Origin of the sequence: Comamonas trifloxystrobinivorans (assembly GCF_043359985.1) — a bacterium.
Taxonomy (GTDB): domain Bacteria; phylum Pseudomonadota; class Gammaproteobacteria; order Burkholderiales; family Burkholderiaceae_C; genus Comamonas; species Comamonas trifloxystrobinivorans.
Map to the genome: position 1 here is coordinate 37923 of NZ_JBHZGV010000008.1, position 21543 is coordinate 59465.

At 61.6% G+C, this 21543-nt stretch carries 19 protein-coding genes; 11 read left to right on the forward strand and 8 right to left on the reverse strand.

Going from position 1 to position 21543, the window contains the following annotated elements:
* Positions 1 to 99: 99 nt before the first annotated feature.
* Entirely contained in the window at positions 100 to 1344 is a 1245-nt protein-coding gene (locus ACFIQF_RS10755; RefSeq protein WP_393942686.1) for a putative Na+/H+ antiporter, read from the forward strand.
* Between the two features lie 31 nt (positions 1345 to 1375).
* Here ACFIQF_RS10755 and ACFIQF_RS10760 read toward each other — a convergent pair whose 3' ends face one another.
* The 5 genes from ACFIQF_RS10760 to rpsF all read right to left on the reverse strand — a co-directional run bounded on the left by ACFIQF_RS10760 (position 1376) and on the right by rpsF (position 4208).
* Positions 1376 to 2326 (reverse strand): rhodanese-like domain-containing protein, encoded by a 951-nt coding sequence (locus ACFIQF_RS10760; RefSeq protein ID WP_393942687.1) that lies wholly within the window; start codon positions 2324 to 2326, stop codon positions 1376 to 1378.
* A 440-nt stretch (positions 2327 to 2766) separates the two neighbouring features.
* Entirely contained in the window at positions 2767 to 3219 is a 453-nt protein-coding gene (gene rplI / locus ACFIQF_RS10765) for a 50S ribosomal protein L9 (RefSeq protein WP_393942689.1), read from the reverse strand.
* A 12-nt stretch (positions 3220 to 3231) separates the two neighbouring features.
* Entirely contained in the window at positions 3232 to 3513 is a 282-nt protein-coding gene (gene rpsR, locus ACFIQF_RS10770; protein WP_092949104.1) for a 30S ribosomal protein S18, read from the reverse strand.
* Between the two features lie 10 nt (positions 3514 to 3523).
* A complete protein-coding gene (gene priB, locus ACFIQF_RS10775; protein WP_393942691.1) occupies positions 3524 to 3820 on the reverse strand; it encodes a primosomal replication protein N in 297 nt (98 codons plus the stop codon).
* A gap of 13 nt (positions 3821 to 3833) precedes the next feature.
* Positions 3834 to 4208: a 30S ribosomal protein S6 gene (rpsF, locus tag ACFIQF_RS10780; RefSeq protein WP_393942692.1), complete on the reverse strand. Its 375-nt coding sequence runs from the start codon at positions 4206 to 4208 to the stop codon at positions 3834 to 3836.
* A 364-nt stretch (positions 4209 to 4572) separates the two neighbouring features.
* On the opposite strand from rpsF, the gene grpE reads away from it, so the two are divergent.
* The 4 genes from grpE (at position 4573) to dnaJ (ending at position 8875) form a co-directional block, all read left to right on the forward strand.
* Entirely contained in the window at positions 4573 to 5121 is a 549-nt protein-coding gene (gene grpE / locus ACFIQF_RS10785; RefSeq protein WP_393942694.1) for a nucleotide exchange factor GrpE, read from the forward strand.
* Positions 5122 to 5242: 121 nt separating this feature from the next.
* A complete protein-coding gene (gene dnaK / locus ACFIQF_RS10790) occupies positions 5243 to 7174 on the forward strand; it encodes a molecular chaperone DnaK (protein ID WP_393942696.1) in 1932 nt (643 codons plus the stop codon).
* A 184-nt stretch (positions 7175 to 7358) separates the two neighbouring features.
* Complete coding sequence (locus tag ACFIQF_RS10795; protein WP_393942698.1) at positions 7359 to 7700, forward strand: DUF7709 family protein; 342 nt, start codon at positions 7359 to 7361, stop codon at positions 7698 to 7700.
* Positions 7701 to 7744: 44 nt separating this feature from the next.
* Positions 7745 to 8875: a molecular chaperone DnaJ gene (gene dnaJ, locus ACFIQF_RS10800; protein WP_393942700.1), complete on the forward strand. Its 1131-nt coding sequence runs from the start codon at positions 7745 to 7747 to the stop codon at positions 8873 to 8875.
* Between the two features lie 79 nt (positions 8876 to 8954).
* Here dnaJ and ACFIQF_RS10805 read toward each other — a convergent pair whose 3' ends face one another.
* Complete coding sequence (locus tag ACFIQF_RS10805) at positions 8955 to 9860, reverse strand: LysR substrate-binding domain-containing protein (RefSeq protein ID WP_393942702.1); 906 nt, start codon at positions 9858 to 9860, stop codon at positions 8955 to 8957.
* A gap of 99 nt (positions 9861 to 9959) precedes the next feature.
* Here ACFIQF_RS10805 and ACFIQF_RS10810 point away from each other — a divergent pair, with 99 nt between their 5' ends.
* A complete protein-coding gene (locus ACFIQF_RS10810; protein WP_393942704.1) occupies positions 9960 to 11216 on the forward strand; it encodes an MFS transporter in 1257 nt (418 codons plus the stop codon).
* A 451-nt stretch (positions 11217 to 11667) separates the two neighbouring features.
* The gene (locus ACFIQF_RS10815) at positions 11668 to 15543 is read left to right on the forward strand and encodes an IPTL-CTERM sorting domain-containing protein (RefSeq protein ID WP_393942705.1); all 3876 of its coding nucleotides are present in this window, start codon (positions 11668 to 11670) and stop codon (positions 15541 to 15543) included.
* A gap of 63 nt (positions 15544 to 15606) precedes the next feature.
* Here the strand turns inward: ACFIQF_RS10815 and ACFIQF_RS10820 are convergent, their stop codons facing one another.
* Positions 15607 to 16503 (reverse strand): LysR family transcriptional regulator, encoded by an 897-nt coding sequence (locus ACFIQF_RS10820; protein ID WP_393942707.1) that lies wholly within the window; start codon positions 16501 to 16503, stop codon positions 15607 to 15609.
* 85 nt (positions 16504 to 16588) lie between these two features.
* On the opposite strand from ACFIQF_RS10820, the gene ACFIQF_RS10825 reads away from it, so the two are divergent.
* Positions 16589 to 17533 (forward strand): DMT family transporter, encoded by a 945-nt coding sequence (locus ACFIQF_RS10825; RefSeq protein WP_393942708.1) that lies wholly within the window; start codon positions 16589 to 16591, stop codon positions 17531 to 17533.
* 85 nt (positions 17534 to 17618) lie between these two features.
* Here the strand turns inward: ACFIQF_RS10825 and ACFIQF_RS10830 are convergent, their stop codons facing one another.
* Positions 17619 to 18686, reverse strand: coding sequence for a DUF4349 domain-containing protein (locus ACFIQF_RS10830; RefSeq protein ID WP_393942709.1), 1068 nt, complete (start codon positions 18684 to 18686; stop codon positions 17619 to 17621).
* Between the two features lie 223 nt (positions 18687 to 18909).
* On the opposite strand from ACFIQF_RS10830, the gene ACFIQF_RS10835 reads away from it, so the two are divergent.
* The 3 genes from ACFIQF_RS10835 to ACFIQF_RS10845 are packed head-to-tail and all read left to right on the forward strand — an operon-like array spanning position 18910 to position 21533.
* Entirely contained in the window at positions 18910 to 19917 is a 1008-nt protein-coding gene (locus ACFIQF_RS10835) for a LysR family transcriptional regulator (protein WP_393942710.1), read from the forward strand.
* A 47-nt stretch (positions 19918 to 19964) separates the two neighbouring features.
* Positions 19965 to 21389 (forward strand): 3-isopropylmalate dehydratase large subunit, encoded by a 1425-nt coding sequence (gene leuC, locus ACFIQF_RS10840; RefSeq protein WP_393942712.1) that lies wholly within the window; start codon positions 19965 to 19967, stop codon positions 21387 to 21389.
* An 18-nt stretch (positions 21390 to 21407) separates the two neighbouring features.
* Entirely contained in the window at positions 21408 to 21533 is a 126-nt protein-coding gene (locus ACFIQF_RS10845; protein ID WP_393942714.1) for an entericidin A/B family lipoprotein, read from the forward strand.
* The last annotated feature ends 10 nt before the right edge of the window (positions 21534 to 21543 follow it).

The following is a 21543-nucleotide window of genomic DNA, read 5'->3' on the forward strand; positions in this document are numbered from 1 at the left end:
TAGCGAAGGTCGGGCCGCCTCGCGGGTTGAACGCCGCCTGCTCCCGCATCCAAGCCTTGGGCTGTTGCACTGGCAGGCTGCTCTCGAAAGCGCAGCTCCATGTCTATCGACCACCTCGCGGCCGGCATTTTTGCCGTGGCCCTGCTCCACACTTTTTTGGCCAAACAGCTCGAGCGCCTGTCCAAACGCTACCCGCGCCATGCCGGCGTATTCCATTTGCTGGGTGAGGTAGAAATCGTCTTCGGCTTCTGGGCCATGGTGCTGATCGCCGCACTGGCCTTGGCCGCCAGCCCGCAGCAAGCGGTGCAGTACGCCGAATCGCGCAATTACACCGAGCCATTGTTCGTTTTTGTGGTGATGGTAATCGCTGCTTCTCGCCCTATCGTCGCCACCGTGCAGACCTTGCTGCAAGCCTTGGCGTCTGCCGTGCCATTGGCAACGCCGCTGGCTTTGGCCTGGCTGGGGCTGGCGCTAGTGCCCTTGATGGGATCGCTCATCACCGAACCGGCGGCCATGACGATTGCTGCGTTGACACTGGCTCCGCTGGTTTTCACGCCACGCATGCCGGCCCGGCTCAAATACTTGGCGCTCGGCGTGCTCTTCGTCAACGTGTCAATTGGCGGCACGCTCACCGCTTATGCAGCACCACCGGTGCTGATGGTGGCCACGCCCTGGGGTTGGGACAGCGCTTTCATGCTGCAGCATTTTGGCTGGAAAGCCGCGCTGGCCGTGCTGCTGAACGCCAGCCTGGCAACCTGGTTCATGCGCAAGCATTTGCAGCACGCCGCTGCTGCACCCGCTGAGCACGGCAAGATGCCGTGGACGGTGGTGTCAGTGCACATCGCCCTGCTGGCCTGCGTAGTTTTGCTGGCGCACCACCCGGTACTGTTCATCGGCGTATTTCTGCTTTTTCTGGCCTACACCCACGCCTATGCGCAATACCAAAGCCCGCTTATTTTGAAAGAGGCTTTGCTGGTGGGCTTTTTCCTGGCCGGGCTGGTGGTGCTGGGCGGCCTGCAAAGCTGGTGGCTGCAGCCACTGGTGGCCAGCATGGCGCCGCTGACGCTGTTCTTTGGCGCACTGGGCTTGACGGCCATCACCGACAACGCCGCGCTCACCTACCTGGGCTCGCAGATCGAAGGCATGAGCGACAGCGCCAAATACATGCTGATGGCCGGCGCCGTCGCGGGTGGCGGCCTGACGGTGATCGCCAACGCGCCCAACCCGGCTGGCGTGGCGCTGCTCAAGCACGGTTTCAGCAACGCCTCGATCAGCATTGGCGGCCTGCTGCTTGGTGCGCTGGCACCTACCGCGATTGCCGCCCTGGCCTTGTTACTGCTGTGATAGCCCACGCACCGAGCGCAGGCTTTACTTGTCAGGAGCTGGCTGTTGCTGAAGTCTGGTTTTGGTGCACGCCGTAGCCGGCATCTACCCAGGCATCAATGCCGCCCAGCAGCGGCCGCACCTTGGCCACGCCCGCTTTCTGCAACAGCTGCGCCACACGCGCGGCCGACACCTCGTTCGGGCAAGCACAGTACACCACCACCTGCGCATTGGCATCGATGGCTGGCAGCACGGCCTGCTTGGCATGCGGGTCGTAGGAATGCGCTCCGGGGATATGCGAGCTGTCAAAAGCCAGGCCCGAGCGCACATCCAGAATCACGGGCTGCTCGCCGCGTTCTAGCATGTCGCTCAGTTCGTTTACGGTCAGCCGGTCCATGCGCAGCGAGCGGATCACTTGGCGGCGCGACCACCAGCGCCGGCCAATGAACACGCAAAACACCAGCGCCAGCAGCAGCAAACCCCACTGGCCGAGCTGGCCCAGCACGGCCAGCAGGTCTTCCACCGTGGAGCTGAACAAGCCGCCCAGCAACACGGCCGAGCCAATCCAGAGCAAAGCGCCCAGGCCGTCGAACAGCACAAAACGAACAGGCCGCGTGCCCACTGCGCCCGCCAAGGCGCTGGCAATGGACGCAAAGCCGGGCACAAACTTGGCCACCAAGAGCGATTTGGCGCCCCAGCGGCTGTAGACTGATTCGGTGTTCTGCACGCAGGAATCCGGCGACAGCGATATCTTGCAAATGCGCGAGAGCACGCGCCGCCCGTAGCGCCGGCCCAGCAAATACCAGATGTAATCCGCTATCAGCGCCGCTACCCAGGCCACCAGCACCAGCTGCAGTTGCTGCTGCCAGGCGCCACCGTGCACGGCGGCCGTGACCATCAGCACCGGATACGCGGGAATGGGCGCACCCAGCTGCTCGATCAGCACGTTCAAAAACACAATCCCGACGCCGTATTCCCGGATCAGCGCAATGATGAAGTCCATGGCCTTGCTCTTTCGCTCCTAGCAGCACCATAGCGGAATTCGCAAATACCGATGGCCGGTGGGTGCTCGCGCTGGACGATCTACATGCGCCAGAAAAGACGAAGCCTGCTGAACCGGTCTCTAAACAGCGTCGCTCAGCAGCGGAGCGGGCGCTCGAACCTCTCACCCCAATGGTGAGATGGCCGCGTAGGCGCGACGCTTGGCTGCAGACAGTACCTTGGTACGGCAAAGCCGGATGGCCGGCCCCGCAGCAACAAAGCATTCGCGGCCATATCACCACCTCAAAACGAAGACTCCCAACACAGGCATTGCAGCCCGTTCCGCCACAACACTTGCGCCCAAAGAATCTAAAAAAGAACCAACAATAAAAAAGGCAACAAGCCGGAGCTTGTTGCCTTTGCTTGGTTGCCGGCGCACTGTGCACACCGGCAAGCAACTCTTTAAACGTGTTCGCCGTAAACCGAAACGTTCACTTCCACCACCACGTCGGTGTGCAGAGCCACTTCGACGGTGTTTTCGCTCACGGTCTTGATAGGACCGTTGGGCATGCGAACTTGCGACTTCACCACAGCGAAGCCCATCTTGTTCAGTTCTTCAGCGATGTCGTGGTTGGTCACCGAGCCGAACAGACGGCCGTCAACGCCGGCCTTCTGGGTCAGCTTCACGGTTTGACCAGCCAGCTTTTCGCCGGAGGCTTGGGCAGCAGCCAGCTTTTCAGCGGCAGCCTTTTCCAGTTCGGCGCGCTTGGCTTCGAACTCGGCCTTAGCGGCTTCGGTGGCGCGGCGTGCGCGGCCCGAAGGGATCAGGAAGTTACGTGCGTAGCCGTCCTTGACCTTGACGATTTCGCCCAGGTTACCCAGGTTCACTACCTTGTCGAGCAGAATGATTTGCATGGTTCGTGCTCCTTAGATCTTGTGCTGGTCGCTGTAAGGCACCATGGCCAGGAAGCGAGCGCGCTTGATGGCAGTGTTCAGCTGACGTTGGTAGATGGCGCGCGTGCCGGTCAGGCGTGCGGGGATGATCTTGCCGTTTTCGGCGATGAAGTCACGCAGGGTGTCAACATCCTTGTAGTCGATTTCTTCGACGCCAGCCACGGTGAAGCGGCAGAAGCGCTTGCGCTTGAACAGCAGCGACTGGGTGTTGCGCTTGGGGCGCTTGTCTTTGTTGAATTTCTTGAACGTGGCCATTTCGGACCTCTCAATAAGTATCTGGTTGAATATCTTGGATGTGCAGAACCAGCGCTTTGCTGTTGCGCGGTGTGGCGAGAAATCCCTGGAATGTCCAGACACTTCCAATCGCCTGCCGGGCCAACCGCTCTGCCAGTGCGCCAAAGGCCACGGCTTTGAGCAGTGCGTTCACTTGTCTTGGCTGGCCTGCCTCGGTTTGCGTGGAGCGGTGCTCCAAAGCCATGTCGAGTGCAGGTAAACCGGCCGGGGTGTATCGCATGGTTTTGACCTCTGCGAGTGTGGCCGTGACAAGTACGCGGTTCTCCACCTCCTGCTGTGAATTAACGCTCGGCGGCAGCGTGCTCGGCTTGGGTAGCCTTGCGAGCTTCTTCGCGTTCCACGGTCTTCATCATGGCGGAAGGAGCGGTTTCAGCCTTCTTCTTCTGCACAGTCAGTTGACGCAGCACGGCATCGTTGAACTTGAACGCGTGTTCCAGTTCAGCCATCACAGCCTGGTCGGCTTCGATATTCAGGCACAGGTAGTGTGCCTTGGCCAGCTTGTTGATCATGTAAGCCAGTTGACGACGGCCCCAGTCTTCGACGCGGTGGATCTTACCGCCGCCGGCCGTAATCATGCCTTTGTAACGCTCCAGCATGGCTGGAACTTGTTCGCTCTGATCGGGGTGGATCAGCAGCACGATCTCATAGTGACGCATGCAAACTCCTTATGGATTGCGCCACCCGCATCTTCACTGAAACTTATTTTTCGAGTGCGTCTGTCGCGGTGTGGCAAGGGAAACCCGGCATTATAGAAAGGCTTGCAAACCCTGTCAATGGCCTCAGGTTTGCCCGAGCGGCGGACCGGGCGTGCCTGGTCAGGCGCCTCTGCCCGCCTGTCAGCCTGGTCTGCGGCGCTTTGCCGAGTGACGGCGCGGGTTCCGACCGCCCCGAAAGCACGGTAAACACACGCTCTCGGCGCCAGCGGCAGAAATTCCTGCCCGCCAGCCTTGAAGCGCCCCGGATCAACCCTATATAGACAGAAGAATTTTTGTTTTGTTTTAGGGAAGACGAGTAAAAACAATGTCAGGCAACCTCCACCCCGAAGGCAGCGCGCCCATCACCCCCGAAGAGCTGGAAGCTGCCGCTGCAGCCAACGCAGCCGATGCCCAGAACGACCTGGCGGCCCAAGTGGCCGAGCTGCAAGCCAAGAACGCCGAGCTGGCCGACCAGTACCTGCGCGCCAAGGCCGACGTAGAAAACGCCCGCCGCCGCGCCGATGACGAAGTGGCCAAGGCCCGCAAGTTCGGCATCGAGAGCTTTGCCGAAAGCCTGCTGCCGGTGATCGACAGCCTGGATGCGGCCCTGGCCATCCAGAACGCCACGCCCGAGCAGCTGCGCGAAGGCTCGGACGCCACGCTGCGCCAGCTGACCGCTGCGCTGGAGCGCAACAAGGTGGTGGCCATCAACCCGGCCGCCGGCGACAAGTTCGATCCGCACCACCACCAAGGCATCTCCATGGTGCCGGCCGACCAGCCCGCCAACACCATCGTCAGCGTGCTGCAAAAGGGCTACTCCATTGCCGACCGCATTTTGCGCCCGGCTCTGGTCACGGTGGCTGCCCCCAAGTAAACGCACACGCACCTCCTGGTGATTTTTTGCACAGCCCCTCTTGAAGGGTGCAAAAGACGCCACAGATAACAGTCAATTCGGGCAGGGATACTGCCCACAAGGAATAAAAGGAGTTAGAGATATGGGAAAGATTATTGGTATTGACCTGGGTACCACCAACAGCTGCGTGGCAGTGATGGAAGGTAACAACACCCGCGTGATCGAGAACAGCGAAGGCGCTCGCACCACGCCCTCGATCGTCGCCTACCAGGACGACGGCGAGATTCTGGTTGGCGCCTCGGCCAAGCGCCAGGCGGTGACCAACCCCAAGAACACCATCTACGCTGCCAAGCGCCTGATCGGCCGCAAGTTCGAAGACAAGGAAGTGCAAAAGGACATCGACCTGATGCCCTTCCAGATCATCAAGGCTGACAACGGTGACGCCTGGGTGCAAGTGCGCGACCAGAAGCTGGCGCCTCCCCAGATCTCGGCCGAAGTGCTGCGCAAGATGAAGAAGACCGCGGAAGACTTCCTGGGCGAGCCCGTGACCGAAGCCGTGATCACCGTGCCTGCGTACTTCAACGACGCACAGCGCCAGGCCACCAAGGATGCTGGCCGTATTGCCGGTCTCGAAGTCAAGCGCATCATCAACGAACCTACCGCTGCAGCCCTGGCTTTTGGCCTGGACAAGGGTGGCAAGGGCGACCGCAAGATTGCCGTGTATGACCTGGGCGGCGGTACCTTTGACGTGTCGATCATCGAGATCGCCGATGTCGATGGCGAAAAGCAGTTCGAAGTGCTGTCGACCAATGGCGACACCTTCCTGGGCGGCGAAGACTTTGACCAGCGCATCATCGAGTACATCATTGCCGAGTTCAAGAAGGAACAAGGCGTGGACCTGTCCAAGGACGTGCTGGCTCTGCAACGCCTGAAGGAAGCCGCTGAAAAGGCCAAGATCGAGCTGTCGAACTCGGCCCAGACCGACATCAACCTGCCTTACATCACGGCGGATGCCACCGGTCCGAAGCACCTGAACATCAAGCTGACCCGCGCCAAGCTGGAAAGCCTGGTCGAAGACCTGATCGAGCGCACCATCGCTCCTTGCCGCACCGCCATCAAAGATGCCGGCATCAGCGTCAACGACATCAACGACATCATCCTGGTCGGCGGCATGAGCCGCATGCCCAAGGTGCAAGAGAAGGTCAAGGAATTCTTCGGCAAGGATCCCCGCAAGGACGTGAACCCTGACGAAGCCGTGGCCGTGGGCGCTGCCGTGCAAGGCCAGGTGCTGGGCGGTGACCGCTCCGACGTGCTGCTGCTGGACGTGACGCCGCTGTCGCTGGGTATCGAAACCCTGGGCGGCGTGATGACCAAGATGATCGCCAAGAACACGACCATCCCGACCAAGTTCGCCCAGACCTACTCGACCGCGGAAGACAACCAGCCGGCCGTGACGATCAAGGTGTTCCAGGGAGAGCGTGAGATTGCCAGCGCCAACAAGCTGCTGGGCGAGTTCAACCTGGAAGGCATTCCTGCCGCTCCCCGTGGCACGCCCCAGATCGAGGTGACGTTTGACATCGACGCCAACGGTATCTTGAACGTGTCGGCCAAGGACAAGGGCACGGGCAAAGAGAACAAGATCACCATCAAGGCCAGCTCCGGCCTGTCGGAAGAAGAAATTCAGAAGATGGTCAAGGACGCCGAGCTCAACGCCGCCGACGACAAGAAGAAGTTGGAACTGGTGCAAGCCCGCAACCAAGGTGAAGCCGCTGTCCACAGCGTGACCAAGAGCCTGGGCGAGCACGGCGACAAGATCGACGCAGCCGACAAGACCGCGATCGAAGCCGCTGTGAAGGAACTGGAAGAAGCCTTGAAGGGCGAGGACAAGGACGCCATCGAGTCCAAGACCACCGCCCTGATGACCGTGAGCCAGAAGCTGGGCGAGAAGGTGTACGCCGACGCCCAGGCAGCCCAAGCCGCAGGCGCAGCTGGTGCTGCCGCCGGTGGTGCCAGCGCTGCAGCGGCCGACGACAACGTCGTGGACGCCGAAGTCAAGGAAGTCAAGAAGGACTAAACCCCTTCGCCCGGCCCGCCGCAAAGCGGGCCACCCCACAAGCCATGCCCGGTTCTGCCCGGGCATGGCTTTTGTCCATTCTTGACATTGCCGGCCCGGCGGCCCATGCGCCAAGCACTTGCATTTGCCGCCCGCGCCCTCAGCTACCCCTGAGAAACACCATCCACTCGCCACGCACTGCCCTATGTCCAGCCCCACTGAAGCAGCCGCCGACGCCTTGCATGTCGAGGCGCTGAGCCACATCAACCAGAAAATCACCGCCAGCGGCGCCAGCCTGCCCAGCGTGACGCTCAAGGACGGCAGCGTGGTGCAAACCGGCACGGTGGCTGCGGTTCTCTACAATATCGCGCTCTACAACGCGGGCGAGCGCGGCCAGGTCGAGCAAGAGCTGGCCCTGGCGATCCCGACCCTTTTCAAAGTGGGACTGTTTGATCTGTTCCCGCCCCAGCAGTGGATTGACGGCGACAACCCCGGCCGCAGCTACGTCGGCCTGCAGGCCCAGGCCTTTTTGCGCGACGCCGGCTGAGCCAGCGCAGCACCGCTCCCCCCTGATTCGAGCAAAGAAAAACCATGTCTAAACGCGATTACTACGAAGTCCTCGGCATCACCCGCAGCGCCACGGAAGTCGAAATCAAAACGGCTTACCGCAAGCTGGCCATGAAGTACCACCCCGACCGCAACCAGGGCGACAAAGCCAAGGAAGCGGAAGAGAAGTTCAAGGAGTGCAAAGAGGCCTACGAAATGCTCTCCGACAGCCAAAAGCGTGCCGCCTACGACCAGTACGGCCACGCCGGTGTCGACCCGAGCATGCGCGGCGGCATGGGTGGCGGCGAAGGCTTTGGCGGTTTTGCCGAATCGTTTGGCGACATCTTTGGCGAAATGTTCGGCGGCGGCCGCCGTGGCGGTGGCCCACAGGTCTACCGCGGCAACGACCTGTCCTACGCCATGGACATCACGCTCGAAGAAGCGGCCAACGGCAAAAACGCCCAGATCAAGATCCCCTCGTGGGACGAGTGTGACACCTGCCACGGCAGCGGCGCCAAGCCCGGCACCCAGGTCAAAACCTGCTCCACCTGTAACGGCAGCGGCTCGGTGCAAATGCGCCAAGGCTTTTTCGCCGTGCAACAAACCTGCCCGCACTGCCGCGGCACCGGCAAGGTCATCCCCGAGCCCTGCACCGCCTGCCACGGCCAAGGCAAGATCAAGTCGCAAAAGACGCTGGAAGTGAATATCCCCGCCGGTATCGACGACGGCATGCGCATCCGCTCGGTCGGCAACGGCGAGCCCGGCCAGAACGGCGGCCCCCCCGGCGATCTGTACATCGAAATCCGCGTGCGCAAGCACGAGGTGTTTGAGCGCGATGGCGACGATCTGCACTGCGAAGTGCCGGTCAGCATGGTCACCGCTGCGCTGGGCGGCGAGATCGAAGTGCCCACGCTGGGTGGCAAAGCCGCCATCGACATTCCCGAAGGCACGCAAACCGGCAAGCAGTTCCGCCTGCGCGGCAAGGGCATCAAGGGCGTGCGCGCCAGCTACCCCGGCGATCTGTATGTGCACATCGTGGTCGAGACGCCCGTCAAGCTCACCGAACACCAGCGCAAGCTGCTCAAGGAGCTGGACGAATCGCTGAAAAAAGGCGGCGCCAAGCACACGCCCAACAACCAGTCCTGGGCCGACCGTTTGAAGAACCTGTTTACCTGATGAGGTCCTGGCTTGGCTAAAGCCAGTGCCCAAAAACAAAAGCTGCTGGCGTTTACGAGTTAAGCGCCAGCAGCTTTTTTTATTGCTTCTCCAGCGCCGCCCGCTCCGCCACTGCTTGCGCCAGCAGCCAGTCTTTGAGCGCCTGCGCGGCGGGCCGCAGCGGGCCGTGCTTGCTGTGCACCAGGTAATAGCCTTTGCCGACGGACATGCGGATCGGCAAAGGCTCGATCAGCGTGCCATCGCGTAGCTCAGCCTGCGTGAGGATGGCACTGCTCAGCACCACGCCTTGGCCGTGCACGGCGGCCTCGATCGCCATCATCGATTGGTCGAAGTGCAGACTGGGGATAGCCCGCGCCTCGGCAGCGGTGATGCGGGTGTAGCGCTTGAGCCATTCGGGCCAATGCGGCAGCAAGGTGTTGTGCAGCAAAGTGGCTCGTGCCACATCGCTCGGCTCGCGCAAACGCAGCTTGCGGGCATAAGCGGGCGAGCAGTACAAGCGGGCCTCGTCGGCATAGAGCAGCTCTGCTTGCAAATCGGCACTGTTTCCGGCGAAGTGGCGGATAGCCAAATCCACCCGGTCGCGGCCAAAATCCACCACATCGACGGACGCACTCAGGTGCAGCGACACATCGGGCCGCGCCTGCAAAAACGCCGCCATGCGCGGCGCAAACCATTTGGCGGCCAAGGTGGGCGGCATCGACAGCCACACCTCGCTCGACTGGCGCAAGCGCAGTTGCTCACTCGCCTGCTGAATACGCGCCAACGCGGGCTGCACAACGCTCCAATAGTGCTGCGCGTCCGCCGTGGGCTCGATCTGGCGCACGGCGCGCACAAACAGCGGCGCGCCCAGCCATTCCTCCAGCTTCTGGATCTGCTGGCCCACCGCGCCCGGCGTCACATGCAGCGTCTGCGCTGCCAAGGCAAAGCTTTTGTGCTGCATGACAGCGTCAAACACGAGAATGGCTTTGAGCGGAGCGGTGTTCATACGATAGAAATTCTATGCTGTTGCGCATTATTAATCGTTTGTCAGCAAAGCGATGGATTTGAATAATGGCGCGGTGCAACATCGACCAAAGCTACAACCATGACCAGCGCCGCCACCGCCCCACTGAACGCCCCGCCCAGCACCGCCACCCGCAGCTTTTGGCCGCTGGTAGCGGTGGCCTGCGCCATCTTGCTCATCACCATGGGCACGCGCCAATCGCTGGGGCTGTATCTGTCGCCCATCAACACCGCTACCGGCTTGGGCGTGGCCAAGATCAGTTTTGCCATGGCGATTGCGCAATTGGTATGGGGCGCAGCGCAACCGGTTTTCGGCGCCATGGCCGACCGCTGGGGCCCTGGGCGCGTGATTGTGCTGGGCGCATTTCTGCTGGCCGCCGGCTACGCCTTGACCACGCAAGTCACCAGCGAATGGGGGCTGATTTTTACCTTGGGCCTGCTCAGCGCGGCCGGCGCGGGCGCGGGCAGTTTTTCTATTCTGATTGGCGCCACCGCGCAGCGCATTCCTGATGACAAGCGCTCGCTCGCCGGCGGCGTGATCAATGCCGGCGGCAGCATGGGCCAGTTCATTTTTGCGCCGCTGAACCAGGCGGTGATGGCCGCGTTTGGCTGGGTGCAGGCCATGTGGATGATGGCCGTACTGGCCCTGACCACAGCGCCCATGGCCTGGTGGCTGCGCGGCAAACCACGCTCTGCCGCCCGCACCGCTGCTGTCGCGCCCACAGGCATCACGCTGCGCGAGCAATTGCGCATTGCTATGCGCAACAAGAGCTACTGGTGCCTGCACGCCGGCTTTTTTACCTGCGGCTTTCACATTGCTTTTCTGGTCACCCACATGCCGGGCGAGGTGGATCTGTGCGGACTGAGCGCCGGCGTGGCTTCCACCTCACTCGCCATCATCGGCCTGGCCAATGTGGCCGGCAGCCTGGTGGTTGGCGCACTGGGCGAGCGCATGCGCATGAAGATGATTCTGTTCTGGATGTATGCCTCGCGCGCCGTAGCCATCGTCATCTTCATGCTCGCGCCCAAAACGCCCACCACCTTTTACCTGTTTGCCGCCGCATTGGGCGCCACCTGGCTGGCCACCGTGCCACCCACGGCCGGCATCACCGCCAAGCTGTTTGGCACGCGCTACCTCGCCACCTTGTTCGGCCTCACCCTGCTCAGCCACCAGATCGGCGGCTTTCTGGGCGCCTGGCTGGGCGGCATCGCCGTGGTAGCTACCGGCAATTACGACTGGATGTGGTGGGCCGACGCGGTGCTGGCATTGCTGGCCGCGGTGGTGAACTTGCCGATCAAGGAGGCGGCACCGGTGGCTAAAGGGGCGGTTGCGGCGTAAGGTACACCGGCTCAAACACTATAAAAACAATAGCTGCTGGCGCGCATCCATTGCGCGCCAGCAGCTGTTTTTATATAGATTCTGGCTTCCCCAATATACGTTTGGTGCTGCAAGGGATCCAGGCTAATCCACTGCAATGACTCCCAAGTCCAGCCCATTGCCATGACGATCACGAAAACGCAGCGTCTCCATAGAGCGCCAAAAGGCCTAGAAATCAAGGCAAGTCTTGACAAAGAGGCGCCTGACACCGATCCGCAGGCGGCCGGCTTCTTGCGATGCCTCAGTTAAAAAAAACCTCTTTCATACGAAATTCAAATCATCTTATTTTTTAAACATGTCAATAGTCCATATGTACTATTGACCGTTCCATGTTCCTTTCATGTAATTGCCACTTGCATTCAGTTTCAAGACGTATCGACAAGTGCTGAAAAGTGGAATTTCGAGAGGCAACATGGTCAAAAGTTATCGCGTCAATGTTCTGATTGGGCGCGCCACCGCCTGCTTTGTAAAGCTTGTACACCTGTGGGGTTTGGTGCTCGGGTGCGCGACGCTGCAGGCGCAAACCATCGACACGGTAATCGGTGCCGTTGAAGGGATACCGGTGAGCGCTTTCAACCTCACCAATCCCGGCAGTGTGATGACGGATTCGGCAGGCAACATCTACATTGCAACGGGGAGGTTTGACCAGGCGATACGCAAGTACGACCGGGCCTCCGCAACGGTCAGCTTGTTCGCTGGGACCGGTGTCGCAACGTTCTCGGGTGACGGTGGCCTTGCTACTGCGGCCAGCCTGAACAACCCCGCCAGAGCCGTGATGGATGCCCAGGGCAATCTGTACATTGCGGATTACGGCAACCACCGCGTGCGCAAGGTGGACACACAAGGAATCATTACAACGGTTGCGGGTGATACCAGCGCAGGCATGACAGCGCTTAAATCGCCTTCTTCGCTGTTCTTTGACAGCAAAGGGCAACTCTATATCGTCAACAGCGGCTCCAAGACTGTGGTTCTGCTGGACATGGCGACAGGCAAGACCACGTCGTACTTCACAGGTGATTCGACCGTCAGCCGTATCGAGGACATCGTCTTCGACAGCAAAGACAACCTGTACATCACCGATTGGTTGAAACCATGCGTATACAAAATTGATGCCGTCACCAAGGCGAAGACTAATTTTGTGGGAACGTGCAAGTCCAACACCGGCACCTTGAGTACATCGCACACCAATGTGGCGCCTACGTCCATCCAGCTCGGAATGCCTCGCTATCTGGCCATTGATGCACAAGACAACCTTTATTTGACTGATTCGAATCAGTACACGATTTCCAAAATCGATGCATCGACCGGCTTGCTCTCGGTCATTGCAGGCAAAGGCAATGCTTCACTTGACCCCCCTACGTGGGAGTACAGCCCGGAGTTTTCTGGCGACGGCGGGCCAGCGCTGACCGCACGTTTTGGAGTATTTGGCGGAATCTTCTACGACAGAAATCGCAACGAGCTCGTGGTGGTTGATTACACCAATCAGCGCGTGCGTGTGATCGACGCACAACTGAAGGTAAACACCGTGGTGGGTACAGGCCAGGCCAACCAGTCGCCAACGCCCTCACTGCCGGGTACCCAGTCCAGTCTTTCCACCCCCGCCGGGATCGGCTTTGACAGCGCTGGCAATCTTCTGGTCGCTGAATCAGGCCGTGGCTCGGTCCGCATGCTGGCCGCGACGCCTGCGACCGGCTTGGTGGACAAGGCCAATCTGGTGAGCGTCAGAGCAAGTTCGTTCACTTTCCCTGTAGGCATTGCTGTGGATGCAGCTGACGCTGTGATGGTTGGAGATACCCGCGACAACAAGATTTTCAAGGTGGCCAAGGGAGCCAGCACTGGCGCCACTTTCGCAGGGACTGGGAATCTGGGCCAGACCGGAGACGGTGCAGCAGCAACCTCAGCAACCATGCGCTATCCCGCAGGCATGGTGGTGGACAAACTGGGCAACCTGCTGTTCTCCGACACTCAAAACCACGCGATTCGCAAGATCAACACATCAGGAGTCATCAGCACCGTGGTTGGCAAGCTCTACACAGGTGGTTTTGTCGACGGCGTTGCAAGCGATGCGCGGCTGATTTTTCCAGATGGCCTGGCGCTGGACGCAGCTGGAAATCTCTACATTGCAGACAGCACCAACAACGCCATCCGAAAAGTGATGGCGGACGCGAATGGAGAAATCACAACTTCGAGCATGGTCACCACGCTGGCGGGCAAAGGGTCTGGCAACTTCGGCTTCTCAGGCGACAACGGGCCTGCAACAGATGCGCTCCTCAATACGCCTGTCGGCGTTTCGGTGGATGCTCTTGGAAACATCTATGTGGTGGATTCCGGCAATGCGCGTGTACGCATGATTTCCGCGACCACGGGCACCATCAGCACCGTCGCGGGTGGAGGCAGCAATGGCACGGGTGACGGCGGTTTGGCTGTCAACGCGCAATTCATGAACCCGCAATACTCGGCGCTGGACAGGCAGGGCAACCTTTTCATTTCGGACAAGGCCACCGGCCGCGTGCGCAAAATCACCTTTGCTGCACCTGATGTTCCAACAGGAACAGCCGTTGCCGGTGATGCCATGGCAACGGTCAGTTTTGCTCCGCCAGCCAATATGGGCGGTGGATCGCCCGCGCGCTTTGTTGTCTATTACACCGATCCCAACAACACAACGCCGGTGCAAGGCTGCGACGTGGCCGCGTTCAGCGCCAGCGGAACGCCTGTGACGTCGTGCGAAGTGACCGGGCTGACGAACGGCACGCCATACACATTTACCGTCACGGTCAGCAATTCGCTGGCAATGACCAGTGCGCCGTCGGCCAACATCGGCCCGGTGACGCCGTGGCCTGTTCTGGGCTTTCCTGCGCCTTCTGCGCAGACGGCGGAAGTGGGCACCGCTTTCTCGCTCAGCTTGCAAGCCATGGGCGGATCGCAGGATTTCAACTACACGGTGATGAGCGGTGCGCTGCCCGACGGCCTGACGCTCGCGGCGGATGGCACGATCAGCGGCACACCGACAAAGGCAGGCCCGTTCAGCGCCACGGTACAGGTAAAGGATCAGCAGACCGGCAAAACCCTGTCTGGCACGGTCTCCTTCACGGTAAATCGTGGCCAACAGGTGTTGGCCATCCTCTCCAGCGCACCGGCATCGCCACGTTTGGGCGACACCTATACGGTCCAGGTAAAAGCGGGGCCATCATCGCAGCCGCCTCAGTTGAGCGTGAGCGGAACGTGTTCCGCTGCAGGCTTTGTCGTAACTTTCATCGCGGCTGGTGATTGCACGATCACGGTCAGCCAAAAAGGCGACACCAACTACCTGAACGCGGTCAATCAAACGCAAACCATCAAGGTGACGCAGCTGCAGCAGAGCTTGAAGATTCTCTCCACCGCGCCAACCTCGCCGCGCATAGGCAGCACGTATACAGTGAGCGTGCAAGCGGGGCCGTCATCGAAGCCGGTAACGCTGATGGCGAGCGGCGCGTGTTCTGCAGTGGGCTTGGTGGTGACATTCAACACCATTGGCGATTGCACCATCACCGCCAGCCAGAAGGGCGACGCCCAGTACCAAGACGCAACCGATCAAGTGCAGACCGTCAAGGTGACGCAGTTGCAGCAGAGCTTGAAGATTCTCTCCACGGCCCCGACATCACCAAGCTTGGGCTCTACCTATACGGTGAGCGTGCAGGCGGGCGAGTCATCGCAGCCGGTGACGCTGGTGGCGAGCGGCGCCTGTTCTGCAGTGGGCTTTGTGGTGAGCTTCAATGCGTCGGGCGATTGCACCATTACCGTCAGCCAGAAGGGCGATACCCAGTACCTGGACGCAAGCGATCAGGTGCAGACCGTCAAGGTGGGACAGGGCCAAAGTGGCGTGATCGTCAGCTCCACGCCCAACCCTTCGACTTCCGGCGATGAGGTGAGCATCCGGGTGAGCGTGGCTTTGGATTCCACCAAGCTCAGCACGGCCGCGGGCGTCAGCAAGGCGGCACCCATCGCCACCGGAACCGTCACGTTGATGGATGGCACTACCTCACTTGGCACCGCCAGCCTGGATGCGGCAGGCGTTGCCACGCTGAGCGCAAAGTCACTCACTACCGTCGGCGATCATTACCTGGTTGCCAACTACAGCGGTGACGCCAACTACCCTGCAACGCAGAGCGCGGCTTACCTGCATTCCGTGGTTGCCGTAGCAGCCGTCAGCCCCACCCCGGTTCCAACATTGGGGCAATGGGGGCTGATCCTGCTCTCAGCCGGCTTGCTCGCAGTAGCCGCTTTACGGCGCGCACGCACGAATGACTGAGCACGCCATGCAAACGCGGCCTAGGCGAGGTGCGGTGCGGGGCGGTGGTTCGAGAATCGCTCCTCACCCTTTCGCTTGGCGCAGCGTTTGCAGCATGAGCTGCTGCAAGCTGTCTACCGCCGCATTGCCGCGTGAGGCGCGGCTGCGGTAGACGGCTACTTCCATCGGGGCGAGCGGGCCCAGGCCGTGCTCTACGCCCAGTTGTTGCAAATGCGCGGGCGCGCTGCACTGGGTGAAAACGGCCACGGCCAGGCCGCTTTCCACCGCAGCAATCTGGCCTGCCAGGCTGGAGCTGTTGTAGACGATTTTGTAGCTGCGCCCTTGCTGCGCCAGCGCGTGGATGGCACCACGCCGCGCGAGGCTGGCCGATTCGTACACCGCAATCGGCAGCGGATCGCGCCGCCACAGCTCGAACTGCGGCGAGCCAACCCAGACCATGGGTTCGTGGAAAAGCACAATGCCGCGCCGCGCATGGTCGCGCGATACCAAGGCCAGATCCAGCTCACCTTGCGCCACACGCGGTATCAGCGCGGTCGATTGCTCGCAGTTCAGCTCTATCTCCACGCTAGCGTGGCGCAACGCAAAGCGGCGCAGCACCGGCGTCAAATAGCTCTGGGCGTAATCATCGGGCACGCCCAAGCGCACGCAACCGGTCAAAGGCTGGTGGTTCAGCGCCTGCTGCGCCTCGGTTTGCAGATCGAGCATGCGACGGGCGTAGCCCAGCAAGGTCTGGCCTTCCGGCGTGAGCTGCAGTTTGCGGCTGCTGCGTTCGAGCAAATGGTGGCCCACCGCGTCTTCCAGCTTTTTGAGCTGCATGCTGACGGCCGATTGCGAGCGAAACACCTCGCCTGCCGCGCTGGAGAGCGAGCCGGTATCGACCACCGCGACAAAGCATTTGAGCCAGTCGAGCTGCAGGTCGCGCATGGCGACAGCAGAGTCAGAAGAGTCGGCAGAATCCATGGCGGTTTATCTATTCGATTTTCGAAATTATGACCGCTGAATTATGCGCTTTTCATCAAAGCAGGCTGCAAGCAAACTGGCGCCCATGCAGTCGTCCAACGCCAATTCACTCTCTGCGGTCCACACGCCCGCCCACGCTACCCCGTCGCGCAACAGCGGCGTCTGGCCGTTTGTGCTGGGCAGCATGGTGTTGGGCACCGTGGGCGTGTTTGTGCACGAGGCCGGGGCCGCGCCGATCACGGCCGTCTGGTTTCGCAGCGTGTTCGGTTTGCTCGGCCTGGGCGCGTGGCTGCTGTGGCGCGGTCAGTGGTCGCAACTGCGTTTGACACGCCATACCGCGCCTTGGGCGCTGGCGTCAGGCGCATGCCTGGTCATCACCTGGCTGATGTTTTTCGAAGCCATGGCGTATATCCCGGCGAGCATGGCGATCGTGCTGTTCCATGTGCAGCCGTTGTGGCTGCTGCTGTTCGGCGCGCTGTGGCTGGGCGAGCCGGTGGGCAAGCAACGCTGGCTGGCGGTGCTGGCCGCCCTGCTCGGCTTGGCGCTGGCCACCGGCGTGTTGCAGCATTTGCCGGTGTTGGGCGGCAACAGCGCCAGTGCGCCGGGCTATTGGTGGGGCGTGGGTTTGTGCCTGGCGGGCGCGCTGATTTTTGCTGCGCAAATTCTGTTCACCAAAAAAGCGGCTCAGGTGCCTGCCAGCGCGCTGGCCTGGTGGCAATGCCTGGTGGGTGCGGCTGTGCTGTGGGTAGGCCCGGTAAGCAGCGGTTGGCCTGCGGCTGGCAGTTGGTGGTGGTTGGCGGGGCTTGGCCTGGTGCACACCGCGCTGGCCTATACCTTGATTTATGCCGGCACCACGCGCTTGCCGGTGGCGCGGATCGCCATCTTGCAGTACGTGTACCCAGCCGTGGCACTGCTGATCGACTGGTGGTACTTTGATCTGCAGCTGAGTGGCCTGCAACTTTTCGGCATTGTGCTGATGAGCGCCGCCATTGGTTATGCCGAGCGGCCGCAGCGCGGTACTGCGCACTGAAACACGGCGCAAAGCAAAATAAGGCAAAGCGGCTGACACCCATGCTGAGAGCGCCAGCCGCTGTTGTTTTGATTAAAGATTGGGCTTACAGGCGGGTATCAGCGCCGCGCACATCGTCGCTGCCCGCTGCCGATGCCGTGGAAGCGACCTCTTGGCGACGATTGCGCCGAGTCACCCAGAGCCACACCGGCACGCCCACTACGGTCAGCATCAGCAACCAGGGCAGCAGGCCGGCGCCAGTGATCACCATGGTTTGCAGGCTGCGGGCCATGGTGTCCCAGCTGTTTTGCCAGGTTTGCTGCCAGGGGCTGTAGGTGCCACTGACGATGACCCGTGTGGGCTGGAACTGCATCTGCACCAGCTGCTTGGCGGTTTCTATTTCCAGCAAGGCGCGCTGCGTGTTGGCGGCGTCGATCTCGGCCTGCACTTGCGACATGGTGTCGCGGATCTCCATCAGATCCTGCAGGCTGCGCTTCACGTTTTTCTCGCGCAGCAGCTCGCGCAGGCTGTCGCGGTATTCGCTGCGGTTTTTGATCTGCGCTGCCACGTCGATGACTTGGCTGGTTTTGTCGTCGGTCGCGGTCTGGTGGTTCAGCACCTTGGCATTGCCGCCCAGCGTGGCAGTAAGCATGGCGAAATCGCGCGGATTGACGCGCATGGTCAGGTAAGCGGAAGCCGCGGCGTGCGATGTCTCGCGCTGCAGGGCCGAGCCTTCCACATAGCAATCGAGCCGCTCGCAGGCCGCTTTGACCGATTCCCACAGCCCTGCCAGCTCAGCGGCCGGGCTTTCAACCTGCATGTTGTGGCGCACGGCCAAAAAGCGCTGCACGGGCGCTGCAGCCGCGCCTCCAGTGGGCGATACCGCCACTGGTGCCGGTGCTGACGCAGCCACCGCCTCTTCCATGACCATGCGCACGCGGCTGCTGCTGGCCGCTTTAGCTTTATCTTGTGCGGCAAAGCTGGCTGGCTTCTTCAAGCTGGCACCGGCCACTTCGGACTGGACATCCATTTGCGCGAGCGGCGCTTGGGGCTGTTCAGCCCGGTTGTCGGGCGAGCAGGCTGCCAGCATGGTGGCGGCGGCCAGCGCGACCGCCAGCAAGCCTGCGCCGCGCAGTGGAATGGAAGAAGCGGTTCGGGGGAGTGAGAACGGCATGGTGTGCTCCGGTTTGCCTGTTGGGATGGAGGCTGAATCGGGGCAGCGGCGCCAACGGGGTCGAACGTTTACAAAAGCAAACAAATTGGCGGCAGCCTGGCCGCCCTCGGCCCATAGTGACAGCCCACCAACAGCCAGGCCAGCCATCGCCAATGGCGAAGTCAAACCGGTTTTTTATGCGTAAAATGCCTTTTGATTTCTAAAACCACGATAGCTCACCGCCATGAAAAGCTCTGAGCGCAGTTTTGCGCGCCGTATCGATCTGACCTCGCTCCAGCTGTTTGTGGCCGTGTGCGAGCTGGGCAGCATCGGCCGGGCGGCAGAGCGGGAGTTCATTGCGGCATCGGCCGTGAGCAAGCGCCTGTCTGATCTGGAAACTGCCGTCGACACGCAATTGCTCTACCGCCACAGCCGCGGCGTAACGCTCACGCCCGCTGGCGAGAGCCTGCTGCACCATGCCCGCAACGTGCTTTTCGGGCTGGAGCGCATGCAAGGCGAGCTGAGCGAGTACGCCGATGGCGTGCGCGGCCATGTGCGCATCCACGCCAATATCTCGGCCATCGTGCAGTTTCTGCCCGAGGATCTGGGCAGCTTTGCGCGCCAGCACAGCCAGATCAAGATCGATCTGCAAGAACATCTGAGCGCCGATGTGGTGCAGGCGGTGCACGAAGGCACGGCCGACCTCGGCATTTGCAACCCCGACGCCGTGGCCAATGCCAGCGAGCTGGAGCTGCAATCGCGCCCCTACCGCTCGGACCAGCTGATGCTAGTGGTGCCGCTGGACCACGCACTCGCCAAGCGCGATGCCATCAGTTTTGAAGAAGCGCTGGAGTGGGACATTGTCGGCCTGCAATCGGGCAGCAGCATCAGCCAGGCCATGCGCTCGGCGTCGAGCCAGCTGCGCCGCCCGCTGCGCCAGCGCATCCAGGTGACCAGCCTCGACGCCATGTGCCGCATGATCGACAACGGCCTGGGCATTGGCCTGGTGCCCGACCGCGCTTTTGCGCTGATGCACGGCGTGGGCAATTTGCGCGGCATTCGCCTGACCGATGCCTGGGCCCAGCGCGAGCTGCGCCTGATGGCCCGCGATTTTGAGGCGCTGCCGGTTACCGCGCGCCTGCTGGTCGAGCACCTGAGCCCCAAACCTGTCGCCCAGGCGCTTGCTGACGAGGCCGCCCCAGTTTCTACAATCCGCAGCCTGCATGCAGCCCACGGTGCGCATGCGCTATGAATTTTGCTTTCCACCCCATTAGAAACACTTGACCGAAAGAGACCACGATGACCGGACGCACCCTCTACGACAAGATTTTTGACGAGCACGCCATCCACACCGAGGAAGACGGCACGACCATTCTGTACATCGACCGCCACCTGGTGCACGAAGTGACCAGCCCGCAAGCCTTTGAAGGCCTGCGCCTGGCCGGCCGCAAACTGTGGCGCGTGAGCTCGGTGGTGGCCACGGCCGACCACAACACGCCCACCACCGGCTGGGAGCGCGGCTATGACGGTATCGAAGACCCGATCAGCAAAGAACAGATCACCACGCTGAACGACAACATTGGCGAGTTCGGCGCGGCCGCCTTCTTCCCCTTCATGGACAAGGGCCAGGGCATCGTGCACGTGATGGGCCCCGAGCAAGGCGCTACCCTGCCCGGCATGACCGTGGTTTGCGGCGACAGCCACACCAGCACGCACGGCGCGTTTGGCGCACTGGCGCACGGCATCGGCACCTCCGAGGTCGAGCACGTGATGGCCACGCAAACCCTGCTGGCCAAAAAAGCCAAGAACATGCTGATCAAGGTGGACGGCAAGGTGGCCCCGGGCGTGACCGCCAAGGACATCGTGCTGGCCATCATCGGCAAGATCGGTACTGCTGGCGGCACGGGCTACACCATCGAGTTCGCCGGCTCGGCCATCCGTGATTTGTCCATCGAAGGCCGCATGACGGTCTGCAACATGGCCATTGAAGCCGGCGCCCGCGCTGGCCTGGTGGCGGTGGACGAGAAAACCATCGACTACGTCAAGGGCCGCCCACTGGCGCCCACCGGCGTGGAATGGGACCAGGCCGTGGCTTACTGGAAGACGCTGCACTCCGATGCCGACGCCAAGTTCGACACCGTGGTGACGCTGCGCGCCGAAGACATCGTGCCGCAAGTCACCTGGGGCACCAGCCCTGAGATGGTGCTGGGCGTGGATGCCATCGTGCCCGATCCGGACAAGGAAAAAGACCCGAACAAGCGCGGTGCCATCGAGCGCGCGCTGACCTATATGAACCTGGAGCCGGGCAAGCCGATCAACGATATTTTTGTCGACAAGGTCTTCATCGGCAGCTGCACCAACAGCCGCATCGAAGACATGCGCGAAGCGGCCGCCGTGGTCAAGAAACTGGGCCAGAAAGTGGCCAAGAACGTGAAGCTCGCCATGGTGGTGCCAGGCTCGGGCCTGGTCAAAGCCCAAGCCGAGGCGGAAGGCCTGGACAAGATCTTCACAGCCGCCGGCTTTGAATGGCGCGAACCGGGCTGCTCCATGTGCCTGGCCATGAACGCCGACCGCCTGGAGCCCGGCGAGCGCTGCGCCTCCACCAGCAACCGCAATTTTGAAGGCCGCCAGGGTGCCGGTGGCCGCACCCACCTGGTCAGCCCGGCCATGGCCGCTGCGGCGGCGGTGCATGGTCACTTTGTCGATATTCGCCGTTTTGCCTAACCACGAAGGAGCTCAGCGATGAAAACCCGTTTTGCACTCGTCACCATCGTGCTGGCCTCGCTGCTGGCCGGCTGCAACACCGTCCACGGCATTGGCCAGGACGTGCAAGGTGCTGGCAACGCGATCTCGCGCGCCGCTCGCTAAACCACCCAAT